The following is a 16,158-nucleotide window of genomic DNA, read 5'->3' as shown; positions in this document are numbered from 1 at the left end:
CGCTTTATACTTCGGGTCGTTCCAGTTTGCGGCGGAGATCGACGGCGTCACGCAGCACGCCGATATGCGAGCGCGGCGGGGTGCCGGCGGCTGCCGCGACCTCGACGCCGGTCGCCTTCAGCGACCAGTAGAGCCTGTGCGTGAAGATGCGGCCAAGCGAACTGCGCAGTTCGACCTGAATGTTCTCCACGCCGGGGCCGAAATTTTCCGCCATCGGTCCTGAGATCGGGTCGCCGGTCAGCCAGCCATTGCCCCTGTCGAAGATATTGGTCCAGCGCGTCGCGGCAAACACCGCACCGTGATGCACCGCCCGCTGCGGCTTGCCCGAACGGCTGCGCCCTTCCTGATAGAGGACGGTTCCACCGGCCGCCGTCTCGGCGATCGGCGGACATGCCGAGAACAGCCGCTCAGCGACGCCGCGCCTGAATTCGGCGAGATTGAAGGTCACCAGAAATTCGCTGTGGGTCAGCGGACTGCCGAGCGTGACGAAATCGCTGATCTTCCAAGGCAATGGATGATCGGCGTCGCCGGCGCGGAGGTGGCGGTAGAGCTCCCATTGGGCGCGCCGGAATCCGGCAAAATCATCCAATTTGTCGGGCCACGCAGAACCATCTGACTTGAGCGTAGCCTTGTCGACGGCGCGGATCGCTTTCAGTCTCGCCTTGTCGCGGGCGGCTTCCAGCTTTCGGGGCCTGAAATCGGCCCATAATATCTGCAGCAGATCGTAGGCGATAATCGATCCCAAGCTGTGCGAGACCAGCACGATGCGGTCGTAGCCGTCGTCCAGCATGAGGCGCCTCAACAGTGTCAGGCCACGGTCGCGGACAAGCGCGCGCTTCTCGACCGTTGCCGCTTCAGCCCGCACATAGGCGGCCACATCACCGAAATAAGGAAGACCAAACCGGTCCACCGCCCAGACGACGAACGAGGCCAGGATCGTGGCGAGCATGCCCGTGATCCAGGAAATATACCCTTGCAGGGCCGACGTCGCGAGCACGAACGCCGCGACCAAGACTGTTATGACTGCCAGAAGCGTAACGACATAGAGCCCGCGGGCGTCGCGCGGAATGTCGGCGGGCTTGCGCCAGAGCAGATTTGTCACCCAGGCCGCAAGCCGGCCCCGCGTCGTGCCTTGCGTGATGTCGGCCCAGTAAAGCTCGTAGAAATCAGTGCGGCGGCCATCGACATCGTAAGGGGTGGTGATCCGGCGAAGCTCGTGCGAATTCGTCCGGCTGTCGGGCGTGATCCAGCTCCGGTTGATCTTCGAGCCGGCGGGACCGCCCGGATCGGCGACTTGGGCATAAAACGGCGCGCGGGCGGGGTCATGACTCCAAACAGCCTGAACAAATTCCCTCAGCGTGCCCATCGGCCGTTGTTCTCCCATGCCATGCACGATCACCACTGCCTGGCTGAGCTTGCGCGGCGCCTTTCCGGGGGCCGGCAGGCTGGCCTTCGTGGGCGAGCCGGTCTTGGTCGGCGAAGCGACAGGCTGGGGGCCAGACACCGGTGCCTCCGTTGGTGACAAATCCGTCCATCGGAACAGAACTTGCCCATCGTAGTGCTGAATCCAAAGCAAGTACAAAAAGCGTCGCAGATATCTGTCGCAAATCGGCGACTTTTTGCGCGTGGGTTTTGCGACAGGAATTTGTTGAAGAGTTCAACGCTGGCGATTTTGTCGCGAAACCCAGGACTGTGACTTCCGACCCCGTTTGTCGCGCCGCCATGAAGCATCGGCAAGCCGGCGTTGCCGACAGCCGCCTGATCCGCTACTCCGTCCTCCCGGGCGGCACGTCGTTCAATCCCGCAAGTCAGGCATAGCGCCTGCTTCACAGCCACTACGAAAGAGAACACATATGCCTCATAACCCCACCCCAGCCAGCCACGCGGCTTCAAGCGCGCCGCGCATCCGCGACTGGTCGCTGTCCTGGCAGATCGGGGCGGTCGGCCTGGGAACCGTATTTCTGGCATTGGCGTCTTACATCGAAGTGCCTATGGTTCCGGTGCCCGTGACCATGCAGACCTTTGCGGTCACCCTGATCGGCGCGGTCTATGGCTGGAGACTCGGCGCGGCCACGATCGTTGCATGGTTGGTCGAAGGCGCGATCGGGTTGCCGGTTCTATCTGGGGGCGCTGCCGGTGCGCATCACTTTGTCGGCCCGACCGCCGGATACCTCTTTGCCTTCCCCGTGGTCGGCGCGCTCACGGGATGGTTGGCGGAGCGCGGCTGGAACGGCAACCGCCCCTGGCTGGCGTTCGTCTCCATGCTCCTGGGCAACGCGCTTTGCCTCGTGCTGGGCGCAGCATGGCTTTCCGTCGCCATTGGCATCGAACAGGCAGTTGTCCACGGCGTCACGCCGTTCCTGATCGGCGGGGCGCTCAAGTCGGCATTGGCCGCGGTGACGCTCAAGCTCATGACCCGCGCGCAAAAATGACCGTCCGGCTGCGGCCGCACCATCTCCTTTGCCTGCTGACTTACGGAGGCAAGGGTTACAGCGCTGCGTTCGTCGCCAATTTCGACGCGATCGCGGCTCGGCTCTCCGCAGGCGAACACATCCGGATCGTCTCCGGGCCTGACGATATTTGCGCGCCCCTGCTCGGTGAGGCGGAGCCGCACTGCCTTCGCGACAGCGTGACGGAGCGCGACCGTCAGGCGGCGGCCAGTGTTGGTACGCTTCTGGGGTACTCGATTGCCGAGGACATGGAACTTCAGCTCCATCCCTCGCTTCTGCGAACTATGCGCGATGCGTTCTCTTCGGGCCGTACCCGGGGTGCTTGCGGCGGGTGCGAGTGGTTTGACCTTTGCAGTTCAATCGCCGATTCAGACTATGGAACGGTGGCGCTCCGGTGAAAGGCAACGCTCGCAGTTGGACGATTCCGGAAGCTCACGCCGTCTGCCAGACGGCTTTGGCCGCCTGCCGGTCGGTAGACGGTCGGGCGTGAAATCGAAAACAGCTCTGCAAGATCGCTGATTGTTGCCGCTCGGAAAGCTTCGGCCTCTTGGGCGGAACCGGGTTTCTGTTTCGAGCAACTAGCGATGTATCGGGGTCGCCAACCCGGATCAGTGATCCATGGCCTTGACGATCTCTTCGGTCATCTTCTTGGCGTCGCCGAGCAGCATCATGGTGCCGTCCTTGTAGAACAGCGTGTTGTCAATGCCGGCATAGCCGGAGCCGAGCGAGCGCTTGACGAACAGGCAGGTGCGGGCCTTGTCGACGTCGAGGATCGGCATGCCGTAGATCGGTGAACTCTTGTCGTCGCGGGCGGACGGATTGGTGACGTCGTTGGCGCCGATGACATAGGCGACATCGGCCTGCGCGAATTCGGAGTTGATGTCCTCGAGTTCGAACACCTCGTCATAGGGCACGTTGGCTTCGGCCAGGAGCACGTTCATGTGGCCGGGCATGCGGCCGGCGACCGGATGAATGGCGTACTTCACGTCGACGCCATTGGCCTTGAGCTTGTCGGCCATCTCGCGCAGCGCGTGCTGCGCCTGGGCGACCGCCATGCCGTAACCAGGCACGATGATGACCTTCTGCGCGTTCATCATCAGATAGGCGGCATCGTCGGCCGAGCCCTGCTTGACCGTGCGCTCGATGCCGTCGTCGGCAGTGGCGGACGTCTCGCCGCCGAAGCCGCCGAGGATGACCGAGATGAACGACCGGTTCATGCCCTTGCACATGATGTAGGACAGGATCGCGCCGGACGAGCCGACCAGCGCGCCGGTGATGATCAGCGCCAGATTGCCAAGCGTGAAGCCGAGTGCCGCAGCCGCCCAGCCCGAATAGGAATTCAGCATCGAGACGACCACCGGCATGTCGGCGCCGCCGATCGGGATGATAAGCAGGACGCCAAGGACAAGCGATGCCGCCACGATCAACCAGAACACCAACTTGGACTCGGTGGTGACGAGCAGCACGATCAGCACGATCAGTCCGATGCCGAGGGCGGCGTTGATGAAATGACGGCCGCCGATCATGATCGGCTTGCCCGACATGCGGCCGTCGAGCTTGAGGAAGGCGATGACCGAGCCGGTGAAGGTGATGGCGCCGATGGCGACGCCGAGGCTCATCTCGATCAGCGCCTGGGCGTGGATGTCGGCGACCGTGCCGATGTCAAAACTTTCCGGCGCATAGACGGCGGCAGCCGCCACCATGACGGCGGCAAGGCCAACCAGCGAATGGAAGGCGGCGACCAGCTGCGGCATCGAGGTCATGGCGATGCGCCGTGCGGTGACCGCGCCGACCGAGCCGCCGATCAAAAGACCGAGCACGATGAGGCCGAAGCCTCCCGCCGAAGGGGTCGCCAGCGCCAGCGTGGTGGCAATGGCGATGCCCATGCCGATCATGCCGTACATGTTTCCCTGGCGGCTCGTGGTCGGGTGCGACAGGCCGCGCAATGCCAGGATGAACAGGATGCCGGAGACCAGATAGAGGAAGGAGGCGAAGTTGGCGTTCATGGCGCTCTACTTGTCCTTCTTCTTGTACATCGCCAGCATGCGCTGGGTGACGAGAAAGCCGCCGAAGATGTTGACCGAGACCAGCATCAGCGCGACGAAACCGAAGCCGGTGGCGATGCCGGACGCCGAGATGCCGACGGCAAGCAGCGCGCCGACGACGATGACCGAGGAAATGGCGTTGGTGACGGCCATCAGCGGCGTGTGCAGCGCCGGCGTCACCGACCAGACGACGTAATAGCCGACAAAGATCGCCAGCACGAAAATGGCGAAGCGGAAGACGAACGGATCGATTGCCCCGCCGGACAGCGCGTGCGCGGCGTCGCCTGGAGCTGTGGCCAGATCCTGCACAGCGAGCCGGACGGCGGCGGTAGCCTGGTCGAGCTGGTCGAGGGCTTTCTGCAAGGTCTGGTCCATCACGCGATCCCTTTCGACTTATTAGCGGGCGATTTGGGTGCGGCAGCTTTCTTGGATGCGGCAGCTTTCTTTGGCAGGGCTGGATTTTTTGCAGCGGCGGGCTTCGCAGGCTCAGCCGAGGCGATCATCACCGCCGGCTTGCCGGCGAAGCCCGGATGCACGACCTGGCCACCATCGGTCAGCATCGTCGCCTTGACCAATTCGTCGTCGCGGTTGATGGCAAGCGTCTTCGCGGTCTTGTCGACCAGCGTCTCGAGGAACGCAAAGAGGTTCCTGGCATAGAGCAGCGAGGCGGAGGCAGCGACGCGGCCCGGCACGTTGAGATGGCCGACGATTTTCACGCCGTTGGCCGTGGTCACCACCTGCCCGGGCACGGCGCCCTCGACATTGCCGCCGCGCTCGACCGCCAAGTCGACGATCACCGAGCCCGGCTTCATCGAGGCGACCATCGCGGCCGAAACGAGCTTCGGCGCCGGACGGCCGGGAATCAGCGCCGTGGTGATGACGATGTCCTGCTTGGCGATGTGCTCGGCAGTCAGCGCGGCTTGCTTGGCCTGGTATTCCCTAGACATTTCCTTGGCGTAGCCGCCAGCCGTTTCGGCCGCCTTGAACTCCTCATCCTCGACCGCCAAGAACTTTGCGCCGAGCGAGGCGACCTGTTCCTTGGCGGCGGGACGCACGTCGGTGGCGGTGACCACGGCACCGAGACGACGCGCAGTAGCGATCGCCTGCAGGCCGGCGACGCCGACGCCCATGACGAAAGCTTTCGCCGCCGGCACCGTGCCCGCCGCCGTCATCATCATCGGCAGCGCCCGGTCATATTCGGCAGCCGCGTCGATCACCGCCTGGTAGCCGGCGAGGTTGGCCTGGCTGGACAGGACGTCCATCGATTGGGCGCGCGTGATGCGCGGCATGAACTCCATCGAGAAGGCGGTGACGCCGGCCCTTGCCAGAGCATCGACCGCAGCATCGTTGCCATAGGGATCGATGATGGCGATAACGGCGGTGCCCGGGCGATAGGCCTTCAGCTCCGTCTCATCAGGCCGGCGCACCTTCAGCACCACATCGGCTTTGGCGACATCGCCGGCCTTACCGATCACAGCGCCGGCCTTGGCGAACTCCTCGTCGGGAATGCGCGATGCCGTGCCGGCGCCGCTTTCCACGATGACGTCGAAGCCCAGCCCCGCCAGCCGCTTCACAGTGTCGGGCGAGGCAGCAACACGCGGCTCGTTCGCATCGAGCTCACGAGGGATGAAAACCGTCTGTCCCACCGCATGATCCTTTCGGCTGGAACCTGTCTGCGCAGGACGCCGGCCGAACTTCCGGCGATGTCGCGGGCAAGGGATTTTGAAGAATTTACCGGAGAATGAAAGCGCCGACGGCGAGGATCAGAACGAACAGGACAAAGGCAGAGAAGAAGCCGCCCGCAAAGAAGCCGAAAGCCATTGCCAGAAGCACGGCGGCGCAAAACAGCGATCCGTATTTGGCGAGCATGAGAAAACCGGCATAGGTGCGGTCGTGCTCGGTATAGTCCATCTTCGCGCCTAGTTCGACAGGACCGGTCGGCGAGTGATCAGCCATAGGAATACCCCTTCGAAGACATCTTTCAGGCACATAGCGAAAAGCCAGGGCAAGGGCAATGGCGCTATTGCCGCATCGCTGGAGACAACAGCCTCAAAAGAAAATTGGAGCCGCCAGATGCAGGATGTCGTTTCGGAGGCGCTCGCGGCTGCCGCCTCGCACTTGCTTTCCGGCTAACGCGCCGCCGCGCCTGCCGGCATTTTCAGCCGGCGAGCTGCGGAAACAGCCCAAGCAGGCCGACGACGATCAGGTAGAGCGCGACGATGTAGTTGAGGAGTCGCGGCATCACCAGGATCAGCACGCCGGCAATCAGCGAGATCAACGGAGTGAGTGCGAGCGTGGGAATGGTCATGTCGGGTTCCTTCGGTAGAATTTCCGCCGAAGCGACGCAGATTGACGTCGTCCGCGCACCACCGGCGCGCCTCCCAGAACGCCGAAGCGGCCTGAAAGCTCCAGCCGCGCTCTAAATTTGCCAATTGTCAGGCGGCTTCGCGGTAGTATTTGGCGGTCGGCAGAATGGTCAGCGGCGCGAGTTCACCGGCACCAGGTGTCTCAAACAGCATGCGCTGCTCCATCGGCGTCGACCGAAAGAATGGGAAACGCTGGAGTACCCGCTCCAAATTGATCTCGTAGTTCGCGTCATAGAGCACCACGGGAACGGTGAATGGAGGATAGTCTCTCGGTTGCCCCACTTGCACGGCACCGAAAGTCCGCTGGTAGAAAGCCGTGTGTTCCTTGCGGATCACGCCGAGACAGGCCGTCACCTGGAAGTGGACGCTGGCAATTAGTGCTAGCCGCAACGTAACGTAAGGCAGGGCACGATGCATCGATATGAAGTCCGGGTCGGCTGCCAGAAGCGTCGGATTGACGAAGGATTCGCCGCGAAGCAGCCGCGGATGAAGCAGATCGCCAAATCTGGTCATTGCGGGCGCGTAAGGTTCGCTCGGTGTCAGATGATGAAGACGGAGCGTACACACGAGGGAATTGTCGACGAAGACACCAAAGCGATAACAGTTCGGCGTGTCGTCGAGCGCATCCATCATCATCTGGTCGCTGGATTCAGGCAGAAAGCCGTTCAGCCGGTAAGCCTTGTAGCGAAGCCGGTAAATCGCCTCCATGTCTTCACCGCTTTCGCAGCGCCTGTATTCCACGCGCTCAAGAAGGGTCGAAACATTGCGCGAGAAGGAAGACATCCCGCTGAGGTCGGTCGGTCGGTCATCCACATGAACAACCCCATCGGATACCGCCACAATACAATTCCCTTCTGCCATCTTCCCTGAAAACCTATCGTGTGCGGTCGTGGCATAAAAGATGGAAATCCAATCGAAGTCGTTTACCTAATATTAACCTTAACTTGCCGCCGCGGCACGTCTGGTCAAGTTGGTCGAAAATGAAGCGCGGAAATCAGCTAAGCGCACGTTTGCCCGCCGGCTTTTTATCGATGGCGAATGGCCAGACCGTGGTAGCCATCGTTCCGATGCCGGACGCTGTCAGCGCTGAACCAAACAAAAAGCCCTGGACCATATCCGGTTTGATAGAATGCGTCAGAATGTTGAGCTGCTCGTATGTCTCAACGCCCTCGATAGTCACGTTGAGACCGAGAACCCTGATCAGTTCGACTACGCCCTTCAACAGCGCGAGCGAACTCGGGTTGTGGGTGACGTCCATCAGGAACGAGCGGTCAATCTTGACCTTGTCGAGCGGCAGCTTGTGGAGATAGCTCAAGCTCGAATAGCCTGTGCCGAAGTCGTCTAGCGCAATGCGCACGCCAAGCCGTTTCAGCTCCTCGATATACTGACGCGTCAGCGATTTGTCGTCGAGAAGCGCGGTCTCGGTGACCTCGATTTCCAAGCGGCCAGCGGAGAGGCCGGAGTTGGCGAGCGCATCACGGACTTTCTGGACGATGCCACTGCTGCGGAAATCCTTGGCCGAAAGGTTGACCGAGACGCTGGTCGGGTCGGGCCATTTGACGCATTCGGCACATGCCGCCTGCAGGACAAATGTGCTGATCTCGGAAATGATGCCCATTTCTTCGGCCAGCGGAATGAAGATGCTGGGCGAGATCGGTCCGAGATCGGGGTGATCCCAACGACACAGCGCCTCGCAACTGGCTATGCGCATCGTGCTCATCGCGACGATCGGCTGATAGACCACCCGCAGCGCCTTGCTTTCCACTGCGGTGCGCAGATCCGCCTTCATCAGCTGACGATCGCGAAATGCCGCATCCATCGAGGCCTGGAACAACCGCCAAGTGTTCTTGCCGAGTTCCTTGGCCTTGTAGAGCGCGAGGTCCGCCTTGACGATCATGGCGTCGACATCGGTGTCCCTGACCCGCGAAAGCACCGCGCCACCGCTGGCCTGGATGCGCAGCCCATGGCCGGCGACGTCGACCTCGCCCTGCAGTTCATCGAAAATCCCGTCGATTTGGCTGGTCAGGTGGCTCTCATCCTCAACGCGATCGAAAAAGATCATGAACTCGTCGCCGCCGAAACGGCTGACGGTGACGCCTGGTCCGGCGATCGCTGCCAGCCGCTCCGCGACGGCGTAGATCAATCCGTCGCCGACCGGGTGGCCAAGCGTGTCGTTGACGTTCTTGAAGTCGTCGAGGTCGAGCACGGCGAGCCCGCAGAGACGCTCGAGATCGCCGGATGCCATCGCCTCTCCGATCAACTCCTGGAAATAGGCGCGGTTGGGCAGGCCGGTGAGGCTGTCGTAGCGCGCCATGAAGCGGATCTTGCTTTCTGCCTCGACGCGGGCCGTCACATCCTCGAATGTGATGACGCCCAGTTGCTGGCTGCCCTCACGCGCCGAGAACTCATAGTGCTGCCCATTCGCTAGCGAGACGAGAACCTTGCGGTCGCGGCCCTCGCGCAGGGCGCGCGTAAGCTGGGCTTCGATGTAGCGGCAGTCCTTCGGCGCCAACATGCCGCCGGCAACGCCGCGCATCAGCAGGCCGTGGATCGATCGCCCGAGCAGCGCGTCGGGCGACTTGAGCGACATCAGGTGCGCCGCTTCGGCATTGGCCACCACCACCCGGCCATCAGGGCCGAGCATGACAAGCCCGTGCGACATGGTGTTCAGCGCCCGATTGAAGCGCTGGGCGAGGCGGTTCGCCTTCTTCTCTTCGCTGATTGCTGTAAACAGCACCTTTCGCACAAGATGCGCCATCTTGTTGATGGTGAACATGAAGGGGATGACGAAGAGGCCCAAAATGACATTGTACACGTCGCCCTTCAGCATCAGGCCGACCGCAATCGGCGCGACCACGGACACGGACAGGATGGCGACCATCTTTCGGGAGCCGAAATTGCGGCCGGCGATGGTGATGGTGCTTGCCAACACCAGCGACACCGCCGCAATCTCGCCAAACAGGTCCGGAACCACGTAGAGGCATACGAACGCGAAAAGTCCGACCGCGGACCCATGAATCGTCCCGGCAACAATGTAGTAGCGTTCCCAGGCAAGCGCGGATTCGTAGGTGACGATGGTGTCGGGACTGACCCTCCGGATCGCAAGATAACGGCCGATACTAGCGGCAACCATCAGGATGGCGAGCGCGAGATAGATTGCCGCAGACGTTTTCCAATACACGAGCAGGGCCATAGCGCCTTGCGTGAAGGCGCCAACGAGCAAGATGCCCGCGTCGCGAAACAGCGAGCGAACGAAGCCAACGTATACGTCCTCGGATATGTCGTCGGGTCGATCTATGTTCATGACCTTGCGGTGTCGCGCGAACCGCAGTCATGTCATAACCGCATTAAGAAAGGTTTAGAGGGGCCATCTCGGGGCCTGCGTCAAGCCTGTTGAGCTTCTTCAGATAAGGCATTCACTCGGCGGCCTGGAGTTTCGGCCGAGCCGGTGTCTTCGCCAGGCGATCGAGCAGCCTCAGGCGCTCGCCGGCCGCCTTTTCGGCGCTGGCCCGCCTGACGTGACCATAGCCGCGAATGAGTGCCGGCACCGAGGCAAGCGCTGCCGCGGCCTCGACCTTGCCTGGCGCCAGCGCGCCGGCGACAAGCTCCAGGTCGGCCTCGTACTGCACAAGAAGCTGCCGTTCCATACGCCTTTCGGAGCTGTAGCCGAACACATCAAACACCGTGCCGCGCAAGCCTTTCATCGCTGCCAGCAGGCGGAACCCCTTCATCATCCAGGGACCGAAGCTCGACTTCCTCGGCTTGCCGTCCTTGCCGCGCCTGGCCAAGATCGGCGGGGCGAGATGGAATTCGAGTTTGTCGTAGCTCTGGAACTGCTTGCCCAGTTCAGCGGCAAAGGAGCCATCGGTGTAGAGCCTTGCCACCTCGTATTCGTCCTTGATCGCCATCAGCTTGAACAGGTTCCTCGCGGCGGCCTCGGTCACATCAGTCGAACCGGGCGCCACGCTGGCTTCGGCCTTGCGCAGCGCAGCCACTCTGTCGGCATAGCGCTTGCCATAGGCGGCGTTCTGATAGGCGGTGAGGAAGGCGACGCGGCGGGTGATGACGTCATCGAGCGTTTCGGCGACAGCGGTGTTCTGTGCAGCCGTGCCCGGCTGGACGACGAGGGCGCGCACGAAATCCGGCTGGTGGGCGGCGCGGCGGCCCCAGCGGAAGGCTGAGACGTTCATCGCCACCGACTGCCCGTTGAGCTCGATCGCCTTTTCGACTGCCTCGGCAGACAGCGGCAAGCCGCCGTGCTGAAAGGCGAAGCCGAGCATGAACATGTTGGCGCCGAGCGAGCTGCCGAACAGCGCGGTGGCGGTGCGGGTGGCATCGAAAAAATGCGCCTTGTCGTCGCCGGCGGCAGTGCGGATCGCCTTTTTCAGCCGCTCAACCGGCAGCGAGAAATCGGCCGACCGGGTAAACTCGCCGGGCATGATCTCCGCGGTGTTGGCGAGGAAGATCGTGTGGCCTTCGCGCACCGCGGCGAGCACCTTTTGGGCGCCCGACACGACGAGGTCGCAGCCAAGCACAAGGTCTGCCTTGCCGGCCGAAACGCGGATGGCATGGATATCGCGCGGGCTGCGCGCGATGCGGACGTGGGTGAACACCGAGCCGCCCTTCTGGGCAAGCCCGGCCATGTCGATCATGCCGCAGCCCTTGTCTTCGAGATGAGCCGCCATGCCAAGCACCGCGCCGATGGTGACGACGCCGGTGCCGCCGACGCCGTTGATGATCGCCGCCCAGCCTTGGTCACCGAGCGGGAATTCCGCGGGCGTGGGCACGCCGTCGAGCGGATCGGTGGTGCCGGCCATACCCTCGGCCTTCCTGATCTTGGCGCCATGCACGGTGACGAAGGACGGACAGAAGCCGTTGATGCAGGAGAAATCCTTGTTGCAGCTCGACTGATCGATCTTGCGCTTGCGGCCGAATTCGGTCTCGACCGGCTGGATCGACACACAGTTCGACTGCACCCCACAATCGCCGCAGCCTTCGCAGACCAGTTCGTTGATGAAGACGCGCTTGTCGGGATCGGGGAAGGTGCCGCGCTTGCGGCGGCGGCGCTTTTCGGCGGCGCAGGTCTGGTCGTAGATCAGCACGGATGTGCCCCTGACCGCGCGCAATTCGCGCTGCACGAGGTCGAGGTCGTCGCGGTGATGGATGCTGGCGCCGGCGGGGAATTCGACCTTGCCGGTATATTTGGCCGGTTCGTCGGTGACGATGGCGATCCGCCCGACGCCCTCGGCCCGCACCTGCCTGGCAATCATGTCCACGGTCAGGCCACCCTCGTGCGGCTGGCCGCCGGTCATGGCGACGGCGTCGTTGTAGAGGATCTTGTAGGTGATGTTGGCGTCGGTCGACAGCGCGAAGCGGATCGCCAGCGCGCCGGAGTGGTTGTAGGTGCCGTCGCCGAGATTCTGGAAGATGTGGTCGCGCTTCGAGAACGGCGCCTGGCCGACCCATTGCGCGCCCTCACCGCCCATGGCGGTGAAACCAACGGTATTGCGATCCATCCACAGCGCCATGAAATGGCAGCCGATGCCAGCGGCGGCGAGCGAGCCGTCTGGCACCTTGGTCGAGGAATTGTGCGGGCAGCCGGAGCAGAAGAAGGGCGTGCGCGAGGCGATGTCTGTTGTGTCGGCGAGCATCGCCTGGAACTGGCGAAGTTTCGCCACCCGCGCGGCGATCTCGTCCGACGGACCGATCGTCCGCAAGATTCTCTCGCCGAGCGCGATGGCGATGTCGTTGGGATCGAGCGCGCCCTTGGCCGGGAACAGCCCGTCGCCGCGCTCGTCCCTCTTGCCGACGATGACCGGCTGCATGGCAGTGCCGTAAAGGTTCTCGCGCAGTTGCACCTCGATCAGCGAGCGTTTCTCCTCGACGACGACAATGGTGTCGAGGCCGCGAGCGAAGTCGGCGATGTGCTGCAGGTCGAGCGGCCACGGGCAGCCAACCTTGAACAGCCTGATACCGATGCGGTTGGCGGCGGCTTCGTCGACACCGATGTCTTCCAGCGCCTGGCGAACGTCGAGATAACTCTTGCCGATGGTGACGATGCCAAGCTTCGGGCCACTGCCGCCGGAATAGACGATCCGGTTCAGCCCGTTGGCGTGGATAAAGGCCGAAGCGGCGGCGCGTTTGTATTCATGCAGTCGCTCCTCCTGGCCGAGCATGTCGATCTCGTTGCGGATGTTGAGGCCGCCGGGCGGCATGTCGAAGTCCGGGTTGACGATATCAAGCCGTTCGAGCGCGGCATCGACCGAAGCCGTCGATTCGATGTTGTCCTTGACGCATTTGATCGCCGCCCAAGTGCCGGCGAAGCGCGACATGGCAATGCCATAGAGCCCATAGTCGATGATCTCCTGGACCCCGGCCGGATTGAGGATCGGCACCATGGTGTCGACAAACAGGAACTCGGTCGCGTGCGCGTTGGTCGAGGATTCGGCCATGTGGTCGTCGCCCATCAGGGCGAGCACGCCGCCATGTCTTGACGAGCCGGCGAGATTGGCATGGCGGAAGACGTCGCCGGAGCGGTCGACGCCCGGTCCCTTGCCGTACCAGACCGAAAAGACGCCGTCATGCGTGCCCTCGCCCAGCAATTCGGCCTGCTGCGATCCCCAGCAGGCGGTGGCCGCGAGTTCCTCGTTGAGGCCGGGCTGGAAGACGATGTCCGACTGGGCGAGCTGCTTCCTGGCCTTCCAAAGCTGCATGTCGAGGCCGCCGAGCGGCGAGCCGCGATAGCCGGAGACGAAGCCAGCGGTGTTCAGGCCAGCCCGGCGGTCGCGCTCGCGCTGCATCAAAAGCATGCGGATGACCGCCTGCGCGCCGGAAAGGAAGATGCGCTCCTTTCGCAGGTCGAACTTGTCGTCGAGCGCGACATCATGCAGCGTCATCAGGCATTTCCTCTGCGGAGGCCGCAGTTCGAGCGCAGCCAACGTCGGAGTTGGAGGCTGCAGTGTTTCTCCCCTTGCCGGGCAGGTCAAACAAAATCGAAGATGCCAGGCGAGGCGCAACAAACGATCCGGTCCACGCCCGATTCTGTAAGAAACGCGCACCAATTGGTCCGTCAGCGCCAAGAAAATTCCGGCCGCGACCGATACCGGCGATGTCGCGTCAGCCGGCCTTCGAACAGTCGGGCTTGGGCGCGCCCGGCAGCTTGCCGTCCGGATGGCCGGCAAGCTCTGGATTGGGCGTATAGAGCTGATCGATTACCAGCGGCCGGTCGGGCAGGACCGATTGGTCCTGCGTCGACATCAGCGTGGTGTCGATCTTCTGGAGGATTGCACCGTTGGCATCCTTGATGCTGATCGAGATCGCATAGGGCTTGTCCTTGACGATGCAGGAAAGCGCCGGGCTCTCCAGCGACACCTTGCCGAGCTTCGGCCAGATTTTCTGTTCGACGATCAGCGGCTCGCCGCCTGCTGGGTTCTGGAAGCTGGCGACCGCCGCCTGTCCTTCTCCCATCGGCTGCAGCGGTCTCAGCGTGACGACAAAGGTTGCCCTTGCGAAGCGATAATTGAAGACGACCAGCCTGCCGGAAATCTCGAACAATCTGCCTTCGCCGTCCTTGCCGGTATCGCGGCAGGCGCCGAGCGTTGCCGCGGCCACGAGCATGGCGCCGACAACGATCAGGCGCAAGATTTTCCTAGACATTGGCGGTCCCTCTGGCTGCCGTTCGGCGGCGATAGTGGCGACTTGCCTTCTGGCGGTTGCCGCACACCGCCATGTCGCACCAACGACGGCTGGAATTGCGGCTTCGGTCGAGAAACAACCAGCTGCAATTGGGGCAGATCCTCAGCCTTGCGACGGTGTCAGCCTGCAGCAGCGACAGTGCGGAAACCGCCAGTGCCGCCTCGAAGGCGATGGGCGTCGCCGGCTCGCCGAACGGCCGTCCCGGCGCACCGATCTCGGTGCGGCCGTCCGTGAGACCCTCGGCGCAGGCCTTCAGGAAGCCAGACAGATCGCCTGTGGTGACCGCGCCCTTCGAGACCGCACGACGAAACAGCCGGTCGGTCGTCTCGCGGATCGCCAGCACGACCGGCGCGATCTTGTCCGGGAACGGCGCTTCGAGCCGCCTGCCGCCAAGCTCGGCGGCGCGAAAGACGCTCGCCGCGTCGGCGAAACGGGCGATCTCCGCCGAATCTTTGAACCGGTCGAAGGTTTCCCGGGGATCGCCGCGCAGCACGACGGTGTTCGCCGTGTCGAGCGCAAGAAGGCCGCCAGTGAAGCGGTGCGGGGTCCAGGAAACCGTCATGGGCGCCATTTCTAACCGATAAGCTGCATTTGACAAGTTAGATTGCCGATGCAAATCTGCTCCGCACGGACGCGGTTCTCCGCGATCCAAGGACATTCGCATGCTCTATTTCTTCCAGCAGGTGCTGAACGGGCTGCATTCCGGCGCGCTCTATGCCCTGCTCGCCTTCGGCTATGTGCTGACCAACGGCATCCTGCACCGGACGAACCTCGCCTATGGGGCGCTGTTCGCCTTTTGCGGACAGACGATGATCCTCACCGCGGCCTTCGGCTATCAGGCCCTGTGGCTGACCCTGTTTGCGGCCGTCGCGCTCGGAATTGTCGCGGCGTTCCTGTATGCGGGGCTGATCAGCCATGTCCTGTCGCGCAGCATCTTCGAGCCGCTGGCCGACCGCACGCCCAATGCGATCGTGGTGACGACGCTGGGCATATTGCTGCTGCTGTCGGAGGCCAGCCGCATCGCCGCTGACACGCATGATCTGTGGCTGCCGCCAATGCTGGCCCAGCCCATCATTTTTGCGAACGGGGCCAACTTCAATGCCACCCTGACGCTTATCCAATTGCTCGACTGCGGGATCGTCGTGGCAACCATAGTGCTCGCCTCCTGGGCGTTCGCCCGCTCGAGTTTCGGCCGGCGCTGGCGCGCCGTGTCCGACGACCCCAAAGCCGCCGCCATGTGCGGCGTCGACGTGCGCGCGGTGTTTCGGCACGCGGTGCTCGCCGGCGGCCTTTGCGCGGCGCTGGCCGGTGTCCTCGCCGGCCTCTACTATGGCAACATCAGCTTCGGCTCCGGCCTGGTCTACGGGCTGAAAATCCTGTTCGTGACGGCGGTGGGCGGCTATCTCTCGCCGTTGCGGGCAGCACTTGGCGCTGCCGCTTTCGGCATGGCCGAATCGCTGTGGGCCGGCTATTTTCCGGTCGAGTGGCGCGACGCCTGGATGTATCTGTTCCTCGTCGCCATGCTGGTGCTGATCGGCGCCGGGCGAGAGCAGAGCAAGATCGTCTGACTGCGCCAACCTGGGTAGCGTTGGCTGCAGACGT

General features: G+C 63.1%; 14 protein-coding genes and 1 pseudogene. 4 read left to right on the top strand and 11 right to left on the bottom strand.

The window, feature by feature from the left end:
• Positions 1-4: 4 nt before the first annotated feature.
• Positions 5-1,504: a hypothetical protein gene (locus tag M727_RS0103435; protein ID WP_036261370.1), complete on the bottom strand. Its 1,500-nt coding sequence runs from the start codon at positions 1,502-1,504 to the stop codon at positions 5-7.
• A gap of 197 nt (positions 1,505-1,701) precedes the next feature.
• Between M727_RS0103435 and M727_RS42910 the strand changes: the two are divergent.
• From M727_RS42910 to M727_RS0103420, 3 genes and pseudogenes are all read left to right on the top strand, one after another.
• Positions 1,702-1,818 (top strand): annotated as a pseudogene (locus M727_RS42910) (DUF1330 domain-containing protein); the annotation flags it as partial.
• A 35-nt stretch (positions 1,819-1,853) separates the two neighbouring features.
• Positions 1,854-2,432, top strand: a complete 579-nt coding sequence (locus M727_RS0103425) for a biotin transporter BioY (RefSeq protein WP_027151491.1) — start codon at positions 1,854-1,856, stop codon at positions 2,430-2,432.
• A complete protein-coding gene (locus M727_RS0103420; protein ID WP_027151490.1) occupies positions 2,429-2,848 on the top strand; it encodes a DUF1284 domain-containing protein in 420 nt (139 codons plus the stop codon). The genes M727_RS0103425 and M727_RS0103420 overlap by 4 nt, the downstream gene beginning before the upstream one ends.
• A gap of 210 nt (positions 2,849-3,058) precedes the next feature.
• On the opposite strand, the gene M727_RS0103415 is transcribed toward M727_RS0103420, so the two are convergent.
• The 10 genes from M727_RS0103415 to M727_RS0103370 form a co-directional block, all read right to left on the bottom strand.
• A complete protein-coding gene (locus M727_RS0103415; RefSeq protein WP_027151489.1) occupies positions 3,059-4,456 on the bottom strand; it encodes an NAD(P)(+) transhydrogenase (Re/Si-specific) subunit beta in 1,398 nt (465 codons plus the stop codon).
• Between the two features lie 6 nt (positions 4,457-4,462).
• Positions 4,463-4,870 carry an NAD(P) transhydrogenase subunit alpha gene (locus M727_RS0103410; protein ID WP_036261366.1) on the bottom strand — a complete coding sequence of 136 codons (408 nt, stop codon included), beginning with the start codon at positions 4,868-4,870 and terminating at the stop codon, positions 4,463-4,465.
• Positions 4,870-6,141, bottom strand: a complete 1,272-nt coding sequence (locus M727_RS0103405) for a Re/Si-specific NAD(P)(+) transhydrogenase subunit alpha (RefSeq protein ID WP_027151487.1) — start codon at positions 6,139-6,141, stop codon at positions 4,870-4,872. The genes M727_RS0103410 and M727_RS0103405 overlap by 1 nt, the downstream gene beginning before the upstream one ends.
• Before the next feature lie 85 nt (positions 6,142-6,226).
• Complete coding sequence (locus tag M727_RS0103400) at positions 6,227-6,451, bottom strand: aa3-type cytochrome c oxidase subunit IV (protein ID WP_027151486.1); 225 nt, start codon at positions 6,449-6,451, stop codon at positions 6,227-6,229.
• 202 nt (positions 6,452-6,653) lie between these two features.
• Positions 6,654-6,803, bottom strand: a complete 150-nt coding sequence (locus M727_RS39635; RefSeq protein ID WP_023796799.1) for a DUF3096 domain-containing protein — start codon at positions 6,801-6,803, stop codon at positions 6,654-6,656.
• Between the two features lie 127 nt (positions 6,804-6,930).
• Positions 6,931-7,701, bottom strand: coding sequence for a hypothetical protein (locus M727_RS0103390; RefSeq protein WP_236393447.1), 771 nt, complete (start codon positions 7,699-7,701; stop codon positions 6,931-6,933).
• Between the two features lie 154 nt (positions 7,702-7,855).
• Entirely contained in the window at positions 7,856-10,165 is a 2,310-nt protein-coding gene (locus M727_RS0103385; protein ID WP_027151484.1) for an EAL domain-containing protein, read from the bottom strand.
• Positions 10,166-10,277: 112 nt separating this feature from the next.
• Positions 10,278-13,757 carry an indolepyruvate ferredoxin oxidoreductase family protein gene (locus tag M727_RS0103380; protein ID WP_027151483.1) on the bottom strand — a complete coding sequence of 1,160 codons (3,480 nt, stop codon included), beginning with the start codon at positions 13,755-13,757 and terminating at the stop codon, positions 10,278-10,280.
• Positions 13,758-13,977: 220 nt separating this feature from the next.
• The gene (locus M727_RS0103375; RefSeq protein ID WP_027151482.1) at positions 13,978-14,517 is read right to left on the bottom strand and encodes a hypothetical protein; all 540 of its coding nucleotides are present in this window, start codon (positions 14,515-14,517) and stop codon (positions 13,978-13,980) included.
• The gene (locus M727_RS0103370) at positions 14,510-15,118 is read right to left on the bottom strand and encodes a CGNR zinc finger domain-containing protein (RefSeq protein ID WP_027151481.1); all 609 of its coding nucleotides are present in this window, start codon (positions 15,116-15,118) and stop codon (positions 14,510-14,512) included. The genes M727_RS0103375 and M727_RS0103370 overlap by 8 nt, the downstream gene beginning before the upstream one ends.
• Positions 15,119-15,218: 100 nt before the next feature.
• On the opposite strand from M727_RS0103370, the gene M727_RS0103365 reads away from it, so the two are divergent.
• The gene (locus M727_RS0103365; protein ID WP_027151480.1) at positions 15,219-16,124 is read left to right on the top strand and encodes a branched-chain amino acid ABC transporter permease; all 906 of its coding nucleotides are present in this window, start codon (positions 15,219-15,221) and stop codon (positions 16,122-16,124) included.
• Positions 16,125-16,158 lie beyond the last annotated feature (34 nt).

Origin of the sequence: Mesorhizobium sp. WSM2561, from assembly GCF_000513915.1 — a bacterium.
GTDB classification, from domain to species: Bacteria; Pseudomonadota; Alphaproteobacteria; order Rhizobiales; family Rhizobiaceae; genus Mesorhizobium; species Mesorhizobium muleiense.
Note: the sequence above shows the minus strand (reverse complement) of the source record. Positions and strands in the feature narration are given on the sequence as shown.

Coding starts and splice junctions, on each gene's coding strand:
- M727_RS0103425 (WP_027151491.1), top strand. CDS start 1,854: ATGCCTCATAACCCCACCCCAGCCAGCCACGCGGCTTCAAGCGCGCCG.
- M727_RS0103420 (WP_027151490.1), top strand. CDS start 2,429: ATGACCGTCCGGCTGCGGCCGCACCATCTCCTTTGCCTGCTGACTTAC.
- M727_RS0103415 (WP_027151489.1), bottom strand. CDS start 4,456: ATGAACGCCAACTTCGCCTCCTTCCTCTATCTGGTCTCCGGCATCCTG.
- M727_RS0103410 (WP_036261366.1), bottom strand. CDS start 4,870: ATGGACCAGACCTTGCAGAAAGCCCTCGACCAGCTCGACCAGGCTACC.
- M727_RS0103400 (WP_027151486.1), bottom strand. CDS start 6,451: ATGGCTGATCACTCGCCGACCGGTCCTGTCGAACTAGGCGCGAAGATG.
- M727_RS39635 (WP_023796799.1), bottom strand. CDS start 6,803: ATGACCATTCCCACGCTCGCACTCACTCCGTTGATCTCGCTGATTGCC.
- M727_RS0103385 (WP_027151484.1), bottom strand. CDS start 10,165: ATGAACATAGATCGACCCGACGACATATCCGAGGACGTATACGTTGGC.
- M727_RS0103380 (WP_027151483.1), bottom strand. CDS start 13,757: ATGACGCTGCATGATGTCGCGCTCGACGACAAGTTCGACCTGCGAAAG.
- M727_RS0103375 (WP_027151482.1), bottom strand. CDS start 14,517: ATGTCTAGGAAAATCTTGCGCCTGATCGTTGTCGGCGCCATGCTCGTG.
- M727_RS0103370 (WP_027151481.1), bottom strand. CDS start 15,118: ATGACGGTTTCCTGGACCCCGCACCGCTTCACTGGCGGCCTTCTTGCG.
- M727_RS0103365 (WP_027151480.1), top strand. CDS start 15,219: ATGCTCTATTTCTTCCAGCAGGTGCTGAACGGGCTGCATTCCGGCGCG.